Annotated in this window: 16 protein-coding genes and 1 pseudogene; 5 read left to right on the top strand and 12 right to left on the bottom strand. The window is 37.2% G+C overall.

Annotated features, from left to right (window positions below; all coding sequences use genetic code 11):
* Positions 1-66 precede the first annotated feature (66 nt).
* Together AC1MGI_RS10170 and iadA are read right to left on the bottom strand one after the other, a co-directional pair.
* Positions 67-219: a YjcZ family sporulation protein gene (locus AC1MGI_RS10170; RefSeq protein ID WP_480349590.1), complete on the bottom strand. Its 153-nt coding sequence runs from the start codon at positions 217-219 to the stop codon at positions 67-69.
* 148 nt (positions 220-367) lie between these two features.
* Positions 368-1,543, bottom strand: coding sequence for a beta-aspartyl-peptidase (iadA, locus tag AC1MGI_RS10165; RefSeq protein ID WP_480349589.1), 1,176 nt, complete (start codon positions 1,541-1,543; stop codon positions 368-370).
* 193 nt (positions 1,544-1,736) lie between these two features.
* Between iadA and AC1MGI_RS10160 the strand changes: the two genes are divergently transcribed.
* The gene (locus AC1MGI_RS10160; RefSeq protein WP_480349588.1) at positions 1,737-2,087 is read left to right on the top strand and encodes a hypothetical protein; all 351 of its coding nucleotides are present in this window, start codon (positions 1,737-1,739) and stop codon (positions 2,085-2,087) included.
* Between the two features lie 487 nt (positions 2,088-2,574).
* On the opposite strand, the gene AC1MGI_RS10155 is transcribed toward AC1MGI_RS10160, so the two are convergent.
* Complete coding sequence (locus AC1MGI_RS10155; protein ID WP_480349587.1) at positions 2,575-3,513, bottom strand: transglycosylase domain-containing protein; 939 nt, start codon at positions 3,511-3,513, stop codon at positions 2,575-2,577.
* Positions 3,434-4,579, bottom strand: coding sequence for a transglycosylase domain-containing protein (locus tag AC1MGI_RS10150; RefSeq protein ID WP_480349586.1), 1,146 nt, complete (start codon positions 4,577-4,579; stop codon positions 3,434-3,436). The genes AC1MGI_RS10155 and AC1MGI_RS10150 overlap by 80 nt, the downstream gene beginning before the upstream one ends.
* Before the next feature lie 429 nt (positions 4,580-5,008).
* Here AC1MGI_RS10150 and AC1MGI_RS10145 point away from each other — a divergent pair, with 429 nt between their 5' ends.
* Together AC1MGI_RS10145 and AC1MGI_RS10140 are read left to right on the top strand one after the other, a co-directional pair.
* Positions 5,009-6,124 (top strand): histidine kinase N-terminal domain-containing protein, encoded by a 1,116-nt coding sequence (locus AC1MGI_RS10145; RefSeq protein ID WP_480349585.1) that lies wholly within the window; start codon positions 5,009-5,011, stop codon positions 6,122-6,124.
* A gap of 391 nt (positions 6,125-6,515) precedes the next feature.
* The gene (locus AC1MGI_RS10140) at positions 6,516-7,844 is read left to right on the top strand and encodes a hemolysin family protein (protein ID WP_480349584.1); all 1,329 of its coding nucleotides are present in this window, start codon (positions 6,516-6,518) and stop codon (positions 7,842-7,844) included.
* 171 nt (positions 7,845-8,015) lie between these two features.
* Here the strand turns inward: AC1MGI_RS10140 and uptA are convergent, their stop codons facing one another.
* The 3 genes from uptA to AC1MGI_RS10125 form a co-directional block, all read right to left on the bottom strand.
* A complete protein-coding gene (uptA, locus tag AC1MGI_RS10135) occupies positions 8,016-8,630 on the bottom strand; it encodes an undecaprenyl phosphate transporter UptA (RefSeq protein ID WP_480349583.1) in 615 nt (204 codons plus the stop codon).
* 193 nt (positions 8,631-8,823) lie between these two features.
* Positions 8,824-8,976, bottom strand: coding sequence for an Lmo0850 family protein (locus AC1MGI_RS10130; protein WP_480349582.1), 153 nt, complete (start codon positions 8,974-8,976; stop codon positions 8,824-8,826).
* Between the two features lie 88 nt (positions 8,977-9,064).
* Positions 9,065-9,463 (bottom strand): FixH family protein, encoded by a 399-nt coding sequence (locus AC1MGI_RS10125; protein ID WP_480349581.1) that lies wholly within the window; start codon positions 9,461-9,463, stop codon positions 9,065-9,067.
* Positions 9,464-9,960: 497 nt separating this feature from the next.
* Here AC1MGI_RS10125 and AC1MGI_RS10120 point away from each other — a divergent pair, with 497 nt between their 5' ends.
* Complete coding sequence (locus AC1MGI_RS10120; RefSeq protein WP_480349580.1) at positions 9,961-11,343, top strand: hemolysin family protein; 1,383 nt, start codon at positions 9,961-9,963, stop codon at positions 11,341-11,343.
* A gap of 132 nt (positions 11,344-11,475) precedes the next feature.
* Here the strand turns inward: AC1MGI_RS10120 and AC1MGI_RS10115 are convergent, their stop codons facing one another.
* From AC1MGI_RS10115 to AC1MGI_RS10100, 4 genes are all read right to left on the bottom strand, one after another.
* Positions 11,476-12,480, bottom strand: a complete 1,005-nt coding sequence (locus AC1MGI_RS10115) for a YeiH family protein (RefSeq protein WP_480349579.1) — start codon at positions 12,478-12,480, stop codon at positions 11,476-11,478.
* Positions 12,481-12,816: 336 nt separating this feature from the next.
* Entirely contained in the window at positions 12,817-13,227 is a 411-nt protein-coding gene (locus AC1MGI_RS10110; protein WP_062182535.1) for a GNAT family acetyltransferase, read from the bottom strand.
* A 438-nt stretch (positions 13,228-13,665) separates the two neighbouring features.
* Positions 13,666-14,325: a phosphate signaling complex protein PhoU gene (phoU, locus tag AC1MGI_RS10105; protein WP_480349578.1), complete on the bottom strand. Its 660-nt coding sequence runs from the start codon at positions 14,323-14,325 to the stop codon at positions 13,666-13,668.
* 141 nt (positions 14,326-14,466) lie between these two features.
* Entirely contained in the window at positions 14,467-15,078 is a 612-nt protein-coding gene (locus AC1MGI_RS10100) for a Type 1 glutamine amidotransferase-like domain-containing protein (protein WP_480349577.1), read from the bottom strand.
* 451 nt (positions 15,079-15,529) lie between these two features.
* On the opposite strand from AC1MGI_RS10100, the pseudogene AC1MGI_RS10095 reads away from it, so the two are divergent.
* Positions 15,530-16,992, top strand: a pseudogene (locus AC1MGI_RS10095) (SulP family inorganic anion transporter).
* A gap of 140 nt (positions 16,993-17,132) precedes the next feature.
* Here AC1MGI_RS10095 and AC1MGI_RS10090 read toward each other — a convergent pair.
* Positions 17,133-18,062 carry a manganese-dependent inorganic pyrophosphatase gene (locus AC1MGI_RS10090; protein ID WP_480349576.1) on the bottom strand — a complete coding sequence of 310 codons (930 nt, stop codon included), beginning with the start codon at positions 18,060-18,062 and terminating at the stop codon, positions 17,133-17,135.
* Between the last annotated feature and the right edge of the window lie 57 nt (positions 18,063-18,119).

Genomic DNA, 18,119 nt, shown 5'->3' with positions numbered 1-18,119 from the left:
TACATTAAAAAGCGGAATCTAACGTGAAGAAACCGACCTATAATTAGGTCGGCTTTTTTAAACGTTTTAGCAGTATCCACCATATCCGTATCCTGGAGCAGCTCCTCCGCCAAATCCACCACAGAAACTAGCTCCAACAATGATTAGCAGAATAAACAAAACAACGATAAAGGCGAAACCTCCGCCAAAGCCAAAACCACCATCTACACAACCTGACATACACAAACATCTCCTTTTTTTTGAGGAGGTACTTACATGGGTTAATTGTATAGTATGTTTATCTTAGGTAATTGACACAATAAAGTGAAACTTCAATCAGTGGGGGATTGCTACCCGTTAATGCGGGATAAAGTTTCTTCTAATGTATTCAATTCTCAAATGTGCCTTTGACTATTGCTTCGCCGTTCTCGACCATTTTCTGTCCCATTGCAAAGACCGTATCAATTTTGTACGTTTCTTTGTTTAGTAAGATTAAATCCGCATCTTTCTTCGCTTCTATACGGCCTTTTCCTGCTAATTTTAAAATACTCGCTGGATTTTCTGTGACCACTCTAACTGCATCTTCAATCGACACACCGTCCCAAATAATCGCATCAACAACCGCCTCGTAAAGGGACATACATTTCCCAACATTCAACCCAAGCAGGTTTCCACCCCCATCAAAGTTCGGAAGACTCGCTTGTCCATCAGAGGTAAACGTAATTTTCGTAGGTTCGACACCTGCATCCAATGCTTGTTTTAAGGCTGTACTTGCTTTTACTTCTCCACCATCCAGAAATTGTTGGACAGTGCTTGTTGTGAAATCTATATAGCCCCCTTTTTTGGCAAAGTTAATTCCTGCTTCAAATAGGTGAGGATTTCGATTGATATGCGTAGGATAGAACTGACTAATTGGAAGTTCTGTTTTTTCTACTACTTCCTCGATTACCTGTAAATGATCATGGCTATCTCCCACATGGATATTCACGATACCTGATTTCCCGGATAAAAGGCCACCATTTCTAGCTTGGGAAGCAAGTTTAGCAATTTCCTCCACAGTCGGCTGTGAGGAACGATGGTCCGCAATTGCAATTTCCCCAACGCCAATAATTTTATCAACTAAGATAAGATCGTCTTCTATTTTGCCTGTCAGTGTTTTCACCGGTACTTGATATGAGCCTGTCTGCACAAAACAGGTGATGCCTTCTTCTTCAAGTGCTCTTGCTTTTGCCAATAAAGCAGGCATCGTCCTTGTCGTACCGTCCGTGCCAATAACTCCGACTAACGTTGTAATTCCTGCGAGCGTTGCATCTGTTAGCTGAATTTCAGGTGTTCGCGTCTTATAACCACCTTCTCCACCACCGCCAATGAGATGAACATGCGCATCGATAAATCCTGGAACGACTAACATTCCAGTGGCGTCGATTACGTCAATTTCGACGAAATTTTCTGGCCTTTCAATTGTATCTTGCACAAATCCGATTTGCTTCCCTACCAACAAAACATCTTTTTTACCTAGATAATCTGGGGCATACACTTCACCATTTTTTATTAAAGTTAACATGATAGTCTTCCTTCCTATATAAAACTACTGCCTTTTATCATTTCGCAAACCACTAGGTACCTTTTATCATTATACCTATGAAAGGTTTTACTTATTAAAAGCTCGGGTACATATCTATCATATCCAATCAAAACGATGGAAAATCGAAGTACAGAACCTAGCTTAATTCATTCCATAAAAGGAGGCTTCAATTATGAAACAAACTATATCTCAAATTACGATTAACGAACAACTAAATATCCGGCAAATCACGGAATTATTCCACGTCATAAAGGACTATCCCGGCTCCATTACCTTCCAATGTGAAGATCGTACTGTGCAGCCAGAACGTTTATCTAAACTTGTTTCTTTCATGCTTACTTTAAAAGATTGCAAACAGCTAAAAATACATATAGCCGGAAACCATATTCAACATGTCATATCCAAAATCAAAAATTGTTGTCAGCCTAGCCAACAACATCGAGAAACTTCATACAACATTTACATAAATAAGAAACAGAAACTTCAATCAGTGAGCGTCTTTTCATCTCCCACTAATGCTTAGTCACGTTCTAGTATCGCTAAAACGCAAACTATCCATAGATAAAGCGACACGAACTAAGGTTCAACGACCCAAACTTACCAATCAGGGTTTTACAGGCTATTAAACCAGAATAAAAATCTTGTGAGAACTCAATTAACATTCAGTGTTCGATCATGGATAAGAGGAAGTGAACAAATGAGAACAATATTTATGATTATTGGTGCAATCGTGGTAATTGGTTTTCTTATTAACCTAATTTTTTAATAGAATTTCAACAAATCATCTCATATTTATAAGGCGAGTTACCCAAAAGGGTCATGATTTCACACTCTTCACATCGTTTATTATGTCATTTGCATGTAATCTAAACGGAGTAGAGATGGAATCTGACTCTTTTGTTATAGGTCAGCCTCTTTCACAGTTGCATAGGTGACTATTTGTATCGAATAGTACAAATCTAAGTGACTGTTTTGACGCTTTTTCTTCACAACCTATTGATTGCTTTTCTTTATTTCTTAAGCAACTTCTCCCACCATTTTTCCCATGAATCCTTCAGTTCACTTCCTTTATCACGCCAATATTGTTCACGTTCTTGCTTTTCTAGTTCTTTTTTCCGTTCCTCTATTAGAGGTTTCAAGCTTGCAACATTAAAGGATTCCGCTTGCTGATTTAAAAGGACATTCGTCATAACCTTTTGGAAAATAAGTGCTGTTCCTTGACTACTATGGGTGGTTAAATAATGATCTTTATCTGAACGATCATAGCCTGCCCAGACCGCGCCGACTAATGACGGCGTATAGCCTACGAACCATTGGTCTTTTACACCACTTTTGACACCAGGAATTGTCACTTGTACAGAGCCTGTCTTACCAGCAATTTCATAGCCCCGAACTGCAGCATTCTTTCCCGTGCCAGATTCAACAACGCCTAAGAGCAAACGATTCATTTGGTCCGCCACTTTTTGCTCAATAACCTTCGTACTTTTTTCTTTCCATACTGCAACTTCTTGACCTTTTGCATTTTCAATTTTCACGATTGAATGAGATTCGACTCGCTTACCATTATTTGCAAAAACGGAGTAAGCTTCAGCCATATCCTGTGGGGATACTCCTCTTTCCATTCCACCAAGTGCAAGCGATAGATTCCGGTCATTTTCAGTCAACGGAATGCCAAATCGTTTGAGTGCATGGATGGATTTTTCGATTCCAATTTCGTTCATTAGCCAAACGGTAGGAACATTTAATGATTTAATAAGCGCTTCATATAGCGGGACTTCACCTACATATTGACCATTAGCATTAGATGGCTCATATCCTTTAAAGCTCATTTTTTCATCTACTAATAAATCGGTTAGCTTATACCCTGCTTCAAGTGCTGGTGTATACACAGCTAACGGCTTGATTGTAGATCCCGGTGAAGCCTTTAATTGAGTCGCGATTGTAGCCAAGAAATTGGTGCTCCCCTCTGCCACCCATTAGAGCATTTATTCCACCCGTTTTCGGGTTAATCAATACCATACCACTTTGAACAAGCGCATCTGTCACTCCTTTTGGAAAGTTTCCATCGTTTTCATACACTTCTTCTAAAGCTTGTTGGATATGTTGATCAAGAGTTGTATAAATCTTATAACCCCCTCTCAGCAGTTCATCAATTTCCAGATTATATTTTTTCGAAGCCTCTGTTAACACCACATCGATAAAATAAGGATATTTCCCTTTCAATTGATCGCCTTTTTGATTATGGGCTAAAATAATTTCTTCACGTTTCGCTTGCTCAGCTTGCTCTAAATCGATAAATCCATTCGTCACCATCCTCGTCAGAACAAGATTTCTCCGTTTCAGTGCAGCATCATAGTGGTTATATGGATCAAGCTTTGTCGGGATATTGATTACTCCTGCAAGCATAGCCCCTTCCGATAAAGATAAGTCATTCACATCTTTGCCAAAATAAATCCGTGCGGCTTTTTTTATTCCCCAAGCACCATGACCGAAGTAAATTTGATTTAAGTACATTTCTAATATCTCATCTTTGGAATATTCCTTCTCTACTTCTCTCGCTATAAAAAATTCCTCAAGCTTCCTTTTAAATGTACGATTCTGTTCTAGTAAAGCAATTTTTATTAATTGTTGAGTAATTGTACTTCCGCCTTCAACTACTTTGCCGGCCTTCATATTCACATAAACGGCGCGGAAAATCCCTTGATAATCAATACCAGTATGTTTATAAAAACGATGATCCTCAATAGCGACTACAGCATTCTTCACATGGTTAGGAATATCTTCTATTGAAGCTCCTTCTGTTTTATTAGCGGTTATTTTACTAGCAAGCTCACCGTCCACATCATAAATTTCTGTTGACCGCTTAAGTTCTGTTGTTAAAAGACTAATATCTGGCCTGTAAAAAGTTAAAAAAACCACAGCTATCAGTAGAACTGCGGAAAATGAAATAAGTCCAATATGAAAAAGATAAGATAGCTTGTTTTTATTGAATATTTTAATAAAAAAATCTTTCATTTGCCCCTCCTGAACTTAAAAATGAATGTGTTTATATGCCTATACTACTAGAGGATGTTCAAAAAGTCCGGTAAAAATAGCTGTCGAATTGCTTCAAAGCTCTCTCTCTCTCTCTCTGGTCCTCACTCACGTATTACTGCATACGCTCCGGTCCTCTCGAGATACGCTTCTCGAACTCCTCGGCTCTTTTTGAACACGCACTACTATAGATACATACTTTTCTTACCCATCCTTTGCCAAAGTTCCATATTGTTTTATGACTCCTTTCTATTTATTTAATAACAGGTTATGATATCCCAAGAGGTTGATTTTCAGTCATTTCAGCTATGCATGGAAAATATTTAATGACCATCCTGTCAAAAAAAAGGGTTTTTTAATCTATTGGCGAAAATACATATACAATGTCGGATTTTTCAATTGGAGGTTCAAATGATATCCATTAAAGAATCAGCGATTGATTTTCTCATAACTAATAAAAACAAAATATTCAATGAATGGAACGAACAAATCTTTTATTCTCCAGAAGATCCTTTTTACGATAAAATCCCATTGCATTTTGGACAGTTTATTGAGCTATTGATTCAATCTTTCATGCACAAGGATGCTCATACAGATCATGCGGTAAAACAGCTTGCACATACCATAGCAGACGAACGATTACAAGCCGGAACACCTATTGTGGATTTTATTAATCATGTTTCAAGTGGACGTTCCATTCTTATACATCATTTATTGCTACAGAACATGTCTACAGTAGAAAGTCAATCGATCTTAAAATTAATGAATTCTTGCATAGATCAATTTTTATTTGATTCAATTTCCTACTATTCGAAATTACAGTCGGAAATGGTAAAGGACCATTGTGATACTCTAAGTCAAACTCATAAAGAGAGACTTACCCTTCTCGGAAAAATGACGTCCAGTTTTGTTCATGAATTTAGAAATCCACTTACTTCTATTATGGGATTTGTTCAGCTCCTTCAGGCGGAAACACCTGATATAAAATATTTAGACATTATTTCAACTGAACTTCAACAGCTAAATTCGAGGATCACTCAGTTTTTAGATATCTCAAAAAAGGAAACACAAGAATCAGAAAAAAATATATTTGATATTGGCCACTTAATTCAAGAGGTAATTGAATTCCTCTATCCAAGCATTCTTGAAGTGAATGCAAACATTAATACGAAACTGGCGAACAATATCTTAATTTCTGGTTCAAAAGAAGAATTTCGTCAAGTTCTATTAAATATTATTTTAAATGCTTTAGATGTATTATCCATTGAGAATGTGAATCCTATGATTGATATTTCTACAACAGAAGAACGATCAAAGCAACTGACCATAAACATTTCCAATAACGGTCAAAAAATTCAAGAGGATATGATTCGCGATATTTTCAAACCATTCATTACAACCAAAGAACGCGGTACAGGACTTGGATTATTTGTATGCAAAGAAATCATTGAAAAGAATCAAGGTTCTTTAACATGCAGTTCCAATGATGTACTAACAACATTTACGATTCGAATGCCTTGTGTATGATTGATGATTATTGACTTCATGATGCTATTTTCCTCATTATTTTTCTGTATTTTCCAGCCTGGATCAATAAATGATTGTGGCTTTTTTTTTGATCTTATCTTCATTCGTTAGAAATCGACCGTTTAATTTTGACTGAATGTCTATTTTTTTTATAAAATAGAGTGAAGTGAATTAGGTAATACCTATATATAGGGCTAAATATCGTGGATCATTGGCCTTTAATCAATACTTATTTATAGCTATAAGTATGAAAGAGATCACGTATTCATTTTGACATAATTTATTGGGAGGTGACCGGTACGAAATAATTCGTACGATCTAGTGAGATGTGACGTTTTAACAAACTTTATTTCCCTCTTTCTTAATACGAATTCTTTTCGTTCCTTAGCGTTTGGACATAGTAAAAATACTCTTGGTAATCATACTGATTATTTTAACCGCTTTTTTTGTTGCATCAGAATTTTCTATTATCCGTGTTCGGGGTTCAAGAATTAATCAATTAATTGAGATGCAACATCCGAAAGCACCCGCAGTCAAGCAGGTCATATCTAATTTAGATGAATATTTATCTGCCACTCAACTTGGGATTACCATTACCGCCTTAGGTTTAGGCTGGCTTGGAGAACCAACGATGCGGCATATTCTCAAACCGATTCTTGAAATATTTCATATACCAGCGCAATTCAGCCAAATTCTAAATTTTCTTATCGCATTCTCAATCGTCACTTTTTTAAATGTTGTCGTTGGGGAAATGGCACCGAAAACAATTGCTATTCAAAAAGCAGAGCAAGTAAGTCTGCTAGTATCGAAACCTCTCATTTGGTTCCATAAAATTGCATTCCCGTTCATTTGGGTTTTAAACCATTCAGCTGGCTTTATTACTAGTATCATTGGCATAAAGCCATCCTCAGAAAGTGATGTTGCTCATTCAGAGGAAGAATTGAAAATGTTATTATCCGATAGCTACAATAGCGGAGAAATTAATCAATCCGAATATAAATATGTGAATAATATCTTTAATTTTGACAACCGAACTGCGAGAGAAGTCATGGTTCCTCGTACCGATATCGTCAATTTTTCAAAAGATGATACGCTACAAGATTTTATCCAACATGCGAAAGACTTAAGGTTTACCCGTTATCCGATTGTTGAAGATGACAAGGATCATGTTGTTGGACTGGTGAATATTAAAGAAATTTTTTCTGATATTACTAAAAATAAAAAAGTGAAAGCCATTACCCTAGAAGCATTTACACGACCTATTATCCGAGTGATGGAGAATACCCGGATTCAAGATTTACTTATAAAAATGCAAAAAGAGCGAGTTCACATGGCGATACTCATGGACGAATATGGCGGTACAGCAGGCTTGGTAACCGTTGAAGATATATTAGAGGAAATAGTCGGTGAAATTCGCGATGAATTCGATGTAGATGAAATTCCTCCCATCCGCCAAATAACAGAAGAGCATTTTATCGTTGACGGTAAAACCCTGCTTTCGGACATCAATGATAAACTGGGGATTCACTTGGAAGACGAGGACATTGATACTATTGGCGGTTGGGTTCTAACACAGAATTACGAAATCCAAACAGGCGATTGTTTAGAAGCAGAATCTTTTACCTTCAAAGTAAATAAAATGGAAGATCATATGATTCGCTATATTGAAATTCAAAGAGTCCTGATAGAGGATAAACAAGTTCTTTCCGAAGAAGGATAAGAAAGATCAACATGCTTGTACCTGGAAAAATATCTCAAAGGATCCCCCGTTTTTTTCACCTTTTTCGTGTTACATACACGTAAGATAGGGTCAGATCCTTTGATTTCTGCTTTATCCCGGTTCAACTAACCATCAGTGAGGATGAAAAAAACACTGATGGTTAGTTGAACTTTATTTTCTTTTGGATACGATGATGATTGGCGGTTCTTGTTTTCTTTTCCAAAGCGTATAGATAATGGCTCCTATTATTGCTACGATAATAATCGGCAGAACGATTGGCTGAGCAATATGTTTGATCTGTGACCAATTCTCACCAAGCATATTACCTAGCAATAAAAACAGGATTGTCCATGGTATCATAGCCGCTATCGTATAGACAGTAAATTTCACGAATGTCATTTTGGCAATCCCTGCTGGAATCGAAATTGCATGGCGTACAATTGGAATAAATCGCGCAGTAAATACGACACCCACGCCATATTTCTCAAACCATTGTTCTGCAGCATCAATTTGCGTTTCTTTAATGAAAATATATTTCCCATACTTAAGTAAAAATGGCCGACCTCCAAAATACCCCGCCCAATACAAAAACAACTGAGCAAACGTCCCTCCAATAACACCAGCAAACAGTGCACCCCAAAAGTTAATTACGCCAGTGCCGATTAAATAGCCCCCAAACCCCAGCACAAGCTCACTAGGAATAATCTCAATCATCAAGCCTAATGCAATGCCTAGGTAACCCATCTCTTGAAAGAACAATAATATATTCATAATCAAATTTGACATCGTAAACTCCTAGTCTTCATTGTTTTATACATAGTATATAAGCTTGGCTCTACTTTTATTCTTGCTGAGTAATGCAAAAAAAAGAGGCTTTCCCAAAAATAAGGGTCAGACCTCACACTCTATACCTAATAGATGTGGAGTCTGACCCTTTCGTTACGGGACAACCTCAGTTATTGACTTATACAATGGTCTTTTACTTCTTTATCTGTGATGGTTGAACTTGCTGGATACCGACAACTAATAAGCTTGGATCTACTTGGTATAAATTCGAGAAAATATCATGACGTGACTTCGTTTTTGCAATATTGATCCCTTTACTTCTTAATTTCTGGATGCAATGATTCATTATCTGAATTCACCTCATTCGTTTTTCCATTTTTTTGTTATACCCCAATAAATAACTACTTAAATCGATTTTATCCATATGAATCTAATTATTTACTTGCAATTTCAATCACTTTTTCTGGCATAACATGCAAACCGTTCGCAGTTACATGAACAACAACGTAGTATTTTCCCTCTTCTTCAAATGTATAGCTGCTACTGTAATCCCCTTTAGCCATATGTTCGGCAGGTAGCATTTTTCTCTCATCTTGTCCCGCTTTACGAACCTCAAAGACCACATCGTCAGCTTCTTCTACCGCCTTCGATCCTTGCATGACTGAAGCAACCAGTTTCACTTCTGTACCACTTTCCTTTGCCCCTTCTATTTTAATCACAGCGGTCAAAGGAATCAGTTGACTACTGACTTCTTCTCCTTCAGGTTGAGCTTTTGCTTGGCAAGCTACAAGCATCATGCTTAATAATACCCCTATTATTATTTTTTTACTCATCTTTTCTCACCTTCTATTATTTATCACACTTTTAGTCATAATTGCCCAGTAAACATGACATCATACGTATTTTTTCCAAGAAGAAGATTCAAACTTACCAATCCAAACATTCATGAGATCTTTTGAAAAAGGCTAATATATGTTCATAATAAGCCATATAGTTAAAATAATAGCGATATTAGGTCATTTTTATAGTTTGACGATATGGCTTTCCTTTTCTATAATAAACGTATTTACTTAATTTTTAAGCAGGGGTGATTAGATGGGGTATTAATGAATGGACGAATAAACACACAATTTTTCCTTGACCAAAATGCAGGTAGAAATATTATTCTTATCGCAAGACAGGTCAAAGTTATTTCCCGTCCGTATGCCACTGGTCACTGCGCTTAATTTCAACGGTGCAAAAATTATACGAATTTACCAAACAACTTATTTTTTAATATCTTAGGAGGTGGACTCCTTATTCGTCTTCGCGACGAGTTAAGGGAGACTATTTGGACATAATAAACTTGGTTTTCATAGCCATTTTAATTGCTTTGACGGCATTTTTTGTAGCCTCGGAGTTTGCGATTGTGAAAGTGAGAAGTTCAAGAATTGATCAGTTGGTCGATGAAGGTAGAATCAATTCAGTCCCAGCTAAGCATGTTATTTCCAATCTAGATGAATACCTTTCAACCTGTCAGCTTGGAATTACTGTCACAGCTCTCGGACTTGGGTGGCTCGGCGAACCGACGATTGTAGAGTTGCTTAAACCTTTATTGACGCAATTTGACATGCCAACTTCTGTTACACATTTCATATCGTTTGCCATTGCTTTCGCTTTTATTACCTTTATTCATGTGGTAGTTGGCGAATTGGCACCGAAAACTGTAGCCATTCAAAAAGCTGAGCAAATAACCTTACTTGTAGCTAGACCATTGATTTTATTTAATAAAATCTTGTATCCATTTATTTGGATTTTAAATGGTTCAGCTAGGTTGCTCGTGAAATTGTTTGGAATTGAGCCTGTTTCAGAAAATGAATTGGCCCATACAGAAGAAGAACTTCGTATAATCGTGTCTGAAAGCTATAAAAATGGTGAAATTAACCAATCAGAGTTTAAATATGTGAATAACATTTTTGAATTTGACGATCGGATTGCCAAAGAAATTATGGTACCTCGTACTGAGATTGCGACCCTATCGATTAATGATACGATAGAAGAATTTTTCAGCGTGATGTCAAAAGAAAAATATACCCGCTATCCTGTGATTGACGGCGATAAAGACCACGTCATTGGGATGGTTAATATTAAGGAACTGTTCACCGAAATGATTGCAAATAAAACACAATCCACCCAAACAATTGAACGTTACGTTCGTCCAATTATTCGAGTGATCGATACAATTCCAATTCATGATTTACTAGTGAAGATGCAAAAAGAACGTGTTCATATGTCTATTTTAATGGATGAATACGGCGGAACTTCCGGATTAGTGACAGTTGAAGATATCCTAGAAGAAATCGTAGGCGATATTCGTGATGAGTTTGACCTTGACGAAATTCCTGAAATTCAGAAAATGAAGGAAGATCATTATATTCTTGATGGTAAAGTGTTAATCAGCGAAGTGAATGATTTGATAGGACTTGAAATCATCGATGAAGATATGGATACAATCGGCGGCTGGATCTTATCAGAGAATTACGAGGCTAAGCAAGGCGATATCATCGAACATGAAGAGGTTTGCTTCAAAATAAAAGATATGGAAGACCATCATATCCGTTATATAGAAATCTACAAAACAGTAAAAACGACCAATGAAGTGAAAGAGTTTCCACAGCATGTAAATGTGCATAAACAAGGAAAAGCACAGCCTTCTACTGAAGTCGTTTCATAAAGATGAAGAATGAGGAAAGGATCGGATCCTTTCCTCATTTTTACTTTATACCCTCCATTTAATCGAACTAGCAAGTAAGAAAAGGAGATTTCCCCATCTGATTGGCAATCTTAAATCAATTCACCTTCACTTTTAGAGAATAAGCCATGCAATCAGAAGCGTAGCCGCTAGTATTTGGACAACTGACAATAACCCAATATAGATGGCGACCTTCCCACCTTGTTCAACTAAATCTCTCATTTTTATTCTCAATCCGATTCCCGCAAGAGCTACTACTTCAAGAAAAGTTCCGGTATTTTGTATCACTTCCTGCAGTAGGCTCGGAAAGGCAAATAGGCTATGTAATGCACATAGTAGTAAAAATCCTGAAATATACCAAGGGATTGGCAATTTTATTTTTTTACTCTTCTCCTTTTCACTCTTCTCAACAGGGGCTTTCTTGCTATATCTCATCAACACATAAATGACAACACCAAGCAATAAGATCCTGACCATTTTATACACCGTAGCTTCTTCCTTTACGACTTCACTTACCATACTTCCACTTGCTACAACTTGTCCAACTGATTGAAGCACCCCTCCAATCAATGCTGACGATGGTTGCATCTCTTGTTTATATAGCAATGTTGTTACAAGGGGTAAAACAAACATGAGGACAGTGCCGGTTAAATTGACAACAGTTATGGCAAGTGATTTTTCCTTTTCCGCAGCTTGAATAACAGGGGCTGTCGCAGCAATCGCTGAAGATCCACAAACAGCATTTCCGCTCGCCATTAATAGCCGAAAGTTTTCTGGAAGTGCTAACTTTTTTCCAATCCAAAGCGCAGCCATCAGCGTTATTGCTATTTGTAACAGGATAAAAGTCACTCCAGAAAAACCAATTTCTACAATTGAATGTAAACTGATAGAACCGCCTAATAAGATAATTGCATAATAAAGCAATTTAGATTCTGAATATTTCGTTCCTGCATTGAACCGCTTCATCTTACCAGTACCAATATTGCCGACAATAATCCCGGCAATAATTGCAAATGTTCCTGCTCCAAATAAAGAGAATGTATTTGCGATTAAGATGGAGAAACAAGCGATTACGAGACATAAAACTAAACCTGGTACGATTTCTTTCACTTTAGTCATTCTTAATCCTCATTTCTAGGTGCGCTAAACAAAAGGCTCATTTTATCATAAGGCCTATTAAAGTTGTATTCAATCCCAAAATTCTTTTCACCTTCTTTTCTATTTTGGGATAAAATTAAAGATGCCCTTCCCCACTTTATTATCCAAACCTATTTTTTAATAAAGCGAAACTTCAATCAGTGGGGGTTTTGACTTTCCGTTAATACGGGATAAATTGAAATAAGCATCGTAGTTTACACTAACTTTATTAAAGCGTAAACGAAAAAAAAAACAAATAAAGATGTCCCGTATCGAAATTGGACACCTTCATTGATATTTTTCTAATTGTACAAGTCCTTACTTAATCCATTTTTCCATAAACACCAATTCATCTGTGTTATACCCGAGATTTTCATAAAAGCCAATTACTTTTGAATTATCGTATTCAATCAAGAGATTGATTTTTTTACAACCAATTCTTTTTAACCTCTGTTCTAATTCTTCCATAATCAATTTACCCACTCGTTTTCCTTGATAATCAGGATGAACAGCTAAATGATTGATCCAGCCCCGGCGTCCATCATACGAGCCCATCACAGACCCAACGATTTTCTCGTTTTCTTCTGCAACTAAAAACAACTCTGAATCTCTTCCTACTTTATGTACAATCCCTTTGAGTGAATCTGAAGCTGATACTGTAATTCCTGCCTGTTCCCAAACATTTGCTACCTCTACATAGTCCCCTAATGTAAACTCGCGTATCTTCATTGAACATCCTCCGTTACGATTCATTTATTTGTCGTATTCATCCATATGTATTTTTCATTCACATGATTCTGATAGTCATTTTTTTTCTTCTTCAGGATATTCGTACGCTTTTTGCTGTCAAGTAACTTGCCATTTATTCAGCATTAGTAATTTGTTCAAAGTATTGTTAGTACCGCGTTCATATTGAATTTAGATAAAATCTGACAGCTTTCAACATTTTTCTAGCTGCATAACTTAATTTTTTGTCAGGAGCAAAATCCCTGCATTTCTATAATTGGGTAATATCGTAAAATGATCATTCATTTCTTTTTGCATTATAATTCTATCATTTTCTCATTATTATGAAAACATTATTTGTGAGATATCAAAAAAGACGTGTGCCAATTCACACGCCTTACAATATGCTCTTTACGTATTTTCCAGAACTTCCATGAAGACTTAACTGTTTAAGTCGTATAGCTGACCTTTTACCATAAAAACAATATTTTCGGAAATATTCGTTACATGGTCACCGACTCTTTCTAGATCGCGACAAACAAATGATAATTGGGCAACTTGAGACGTTACTTCAGGATTTTGAGCAATATATTCTAATAACTCTTGGGTAAGTTTCCCATACATTTCATCAAGCTCATTATCAAGCTCTGCTGTTTCTCTGGCCTTTTCCTCGTCTTGTACATCATAAGCCAGCATGACTTGATTTAGCATGGAAGCTGCTTTTTCAGCCATCAAAGGAATGTCATATAATGGTTTAAATAATTCCTTTTCGCCTATACGAATGGTTGATTTTGCAACATTTACAGCCAAATCCCCTATTCTTTCTAAATCTGTTGAAATCTTTATGCTTGAAATTATTCTCCTTAAATCTGATGCAACAGGTTGTTGCTTAGCAATAAGCCAAATAACCTTTTCGTTTATTTCCTGATCAATTCGATTAATTTTATAATCTTTATCAATAACCTTTAGAGCTCGATCAATATCCTGCGCGACTAAAGCTTCTATGGATTCATGTAATGCATTAGCTGCTCTTGTCCCCATTTCAAGCACCAAATTTTTAAGTGCAAAAAGCTCTTCTTCAAACCCTTGACGAACACTCATTATTTATCCTCCTTTTATTAAACCAAAACTGTATTCCTAATCTTAGCTTCTATGTATTAAAGCATATAATAGAAGGATCATGATTTTCAACAAATTTACATAACATTTACATTCCTCATTTGTTTCAGCAATAGCCAACTATTAAATGACAATTGCACCATCATCTCTAAGACGATTAACATAACAACGATTCGCCCGTTCAAACTCCAGTAAACGCTCTTCAACTCTTCTTCCTTGTTTATCAGGATACAACGTTTCGTTCCCATAGTGTGGAAAAATCCGTACATCCGTTAGCGCTAAACCTGTTAAATCATCCAAGCCTACCGAATCCATTTCTGGAGAGAAATGTTGCATCAACTTAATATCAGGGCCAAGAACGATAGAACCTGTGCCTACTCCTATCAGCAGCCCACCATTTTCGACAAACTCTCGAATAACCGTATCTGCCCCACTCCTTTTGAGATGATGCAATAAATAAAATGGATTACCGCCATTCAAATAAATGACATCTGATTGCCGGAGTGTCTCAGGTTCTTCAAACTCAATATCTACAAAACGAACATTCTTCATTCCCATTTCATGAAAATCACGCAATATCTTTAAAGCACACTCGTTATTCGATTTCTCATTAATTGAAGCTGTCGTTATTATGGATATCCTAGCATCCTCCGGTTTAGTTTTAAAACATTGCAAAAAACGACTTCTAATTGCATCTGTATAAAAACCAGCTGATGTTAATAAAATTTTCCCCATCGACTCTCCCCCTTGCTTTCTACGTTTAACAGTTCAGCAGCGATTAGGAAAACTCCTGCTGTATTTCCCAAGATATTCATCATCACTTGTCTCTAATCCTATTTTTTCTCTAGTAAATATTGCGGAATGGGCAAACTAGATCCATTGTAGAGCTACACCCTTCAGATGATCACGCTTTCTCTTTGGTTTTGAGGCAACCGCCTGTCTTTAATTAGGTAGCTATGTACTCTATTCATTGCCAAAGACGGATGCTATAATCAATTCCGTTGCATTTTCACACGCTTCCTATTTAATCAAGTCATTTTCTGTGGAAAAAAGGGGCGGAGCTTCGCAAAACCAGCGCAGCAAAGCCACCTTCATTAGGTGATGCAATTTGAGAACCTGAACCTTTTTCATCGATTTAGTTAGGATTAGATGCTCATGAATATTTTTTAGATAAAGGAGTGTTTATTTGAATACCGCTAGATTAAAACAAGAATGGTTTGGCAATACACGTGGCGATATCCTATCGGGCATTGTTGTTGCATTAGCCTTAATTCCCGAAGCGATTGCATTTTCAATTATTGCAGGCGTTGATCCGATGGTTGGCTTGTACGCCTCATTTTGCATTGCAATTATCATTGCCTTTGTAGGTGACCGCCCTGGAATGATTTCAGCCGCTACTGGAGCAATGGCACTTGTCATGGTTGATTTTGTTAAAGATCACGGCTTGCAGTTTTTATTAGCCGCGACCATTTTAACGGGAATCATCCAAATTTTCCTTGGCGTATTTAAAATCGGCAAACTGATGAAATTTATCCCAAGACCTGTTATGGTTGGCTTCGTCAATTCACTGGCGATCTTAATTTTCTCTGCACAATTGACTCACTTTGTCGGTGAATCATGGGTCATGTACGTGATGACTGCAGGTGCACTTGCGATTATTTATTTATTTCCTTATGTTACTAAAGTCATTCCATCCCCGCTTATTACGATTGTTGTCATGACCATTATCGCTGTCACGACAGGAGCTTCTGTGCGGACAGTCGGTGATATAGGGGAACTTACACACAAGCGTTACCTACGTTCTTTCTTCCTAACGTTCCATTTACGATGGAAACGTTCATGATTATTCTTCCTTATTCACTTGCATTAGCATTTGTAGGACTACTAGAGAATTTATTAACCGCTCAAATTGTAGATGATTTAACGGACACAGAAAGTAATAAGAACACAGAAGCACGGGTCCAGGGTATCGCGAATATCGTTGCGGTTTTTTTCGGTGGCATGGCTGGTTGTGCCATGATTGGTCAATCAGGTATTAATATTAGATCCGGCGGTCGCGGTCGACTTTCTACCTTTGTTGCTGGTGGTTTTCTATTAATATTAATTGTTCTATTAAATGATGTTCTTGTGAAAATTCCGATGGCAGCCCTTGTTGGCGTGATGATTATGGTTTCAATTAGTACATTTGATTGGTCATCACTGAAAAAACTGCATCTGGTTCCGATCACCGACACATTGGTCATGCTAATAACAGTAATCGTTGTTCTTTACACAAATGATCTTTCAAAAGGTGTATTTGCCGGCGTAATCTTAAGCATGATTTTCTTTTCGGCTAAAGCTTCTAAGGTGCGAGTTGAATAGACAGTAGTTGAAACCAGCAAAGAGACTTTATACTACGTACGAGGTCCTCTGTTCTTTGCGTCCGTACAAGACTTCGTGAAACAATTTGACCTGCTGGAAACAATTGATCGTGTTGTTATTGATTTTAGTCGCTCAAAAGTATGGGACGATTCTGCTGTAGATGCAGTGGATAAGATTATCTTGAAATACCGAGCACACGGTAAAACGGTCCAACTCAAAGGTCTTGATACTGAAAGCTCACAACTGCTCAAAAAACTAGCTGCATATAAAGTCGAGACAGTAAATTAATCTAAACAAAGAGGCTGCCCAAAAAGCAAAGGGTCAGACCCCGCAACAACTAAATACAGTACAAGATTAGTGTATGAAACACTACATACTGTTTTAGAGTGCGAGGTCAGACCCTTATGGGACAACCTCTTTTACATTTATTACTTCGTGAAAATGTCTGTTAACACAGGCACAATTTGTTTCTTACGTGATACAACACCGTGAAGAACAGCAATTTTATTATTCAATGTGACATTATACGCACGTTCAACAGCTTGAGTTTGTGTACCTAGTGCAAGTCCGACAGAATCGTTTGTCAAAATATCAGTTACGACAAATAGGAATAAGTCTAATCCTTTGTCTGCGATTACAGCCTCAATCGCTGCTTCCAATTCTGCTTGGCGCGCTAACACTTCATTCACATCGACTGCGTTTACTTGGGCGATCTCAACCTTAGCATCTCCCATTGTGAATTCTTTAGCATCTAGCGTGATGAGTTGAGAAATCGTTTTGTCACTAAGGTCTGCTCCTGCTTTGAGCATTTCAAGACCATATGTTTCCGCATTAATCCCAGCAATTTCTGCTAATTCCATGGCAGCCGCAACATCTTGCTCTGTGCATGTTGGTGATTTAAACAATAATGAATCAGAAATAATCGCAGAAAGCATCAGCCCTGCAACTTCTTTTGGTACTTCAAGATTATTTTCTTTATAGATTTTATTTAAGATCGTTGCCGTGCAACCAACTGGCTCAGCGCGATAGTATAACGGATCGCTCGTTTCGAAATTCGCAATTCGGTGATGATCAATGACTTCAATGACTCGAACCTGTTCAATGTCATCTACACTTTGCTGACGCTCATTATGATCTACCAATATCACATCAGAAGCTTCTCCTTTCGCTGCTGTAATCAAGCGTGGTGCTTCGAATTTAAATGTATCAAGTGCATATTGTGTTTCACCGTTCACTTCGCCTAGACGAACGGCCTCTGCATTCATTCCTAATTGTCTTTTCAAATCGGCATACGCAATTGCTGAACAAATTGTATCCGTATCTGGATTTTTATGTCCGAAAACAAGTACTTTTTCCACGTTATTACCCCTTTAAAATAAAATTGTTTCAATTCTTCTATTTTAGCATAAAGTTCT

It is taken from the genome of Peribacillus sp. BM1, from assembly GCF_056679975.1.
This window is presented reverse-complemented; position numbering and strand designations above follow the sequence as displayed.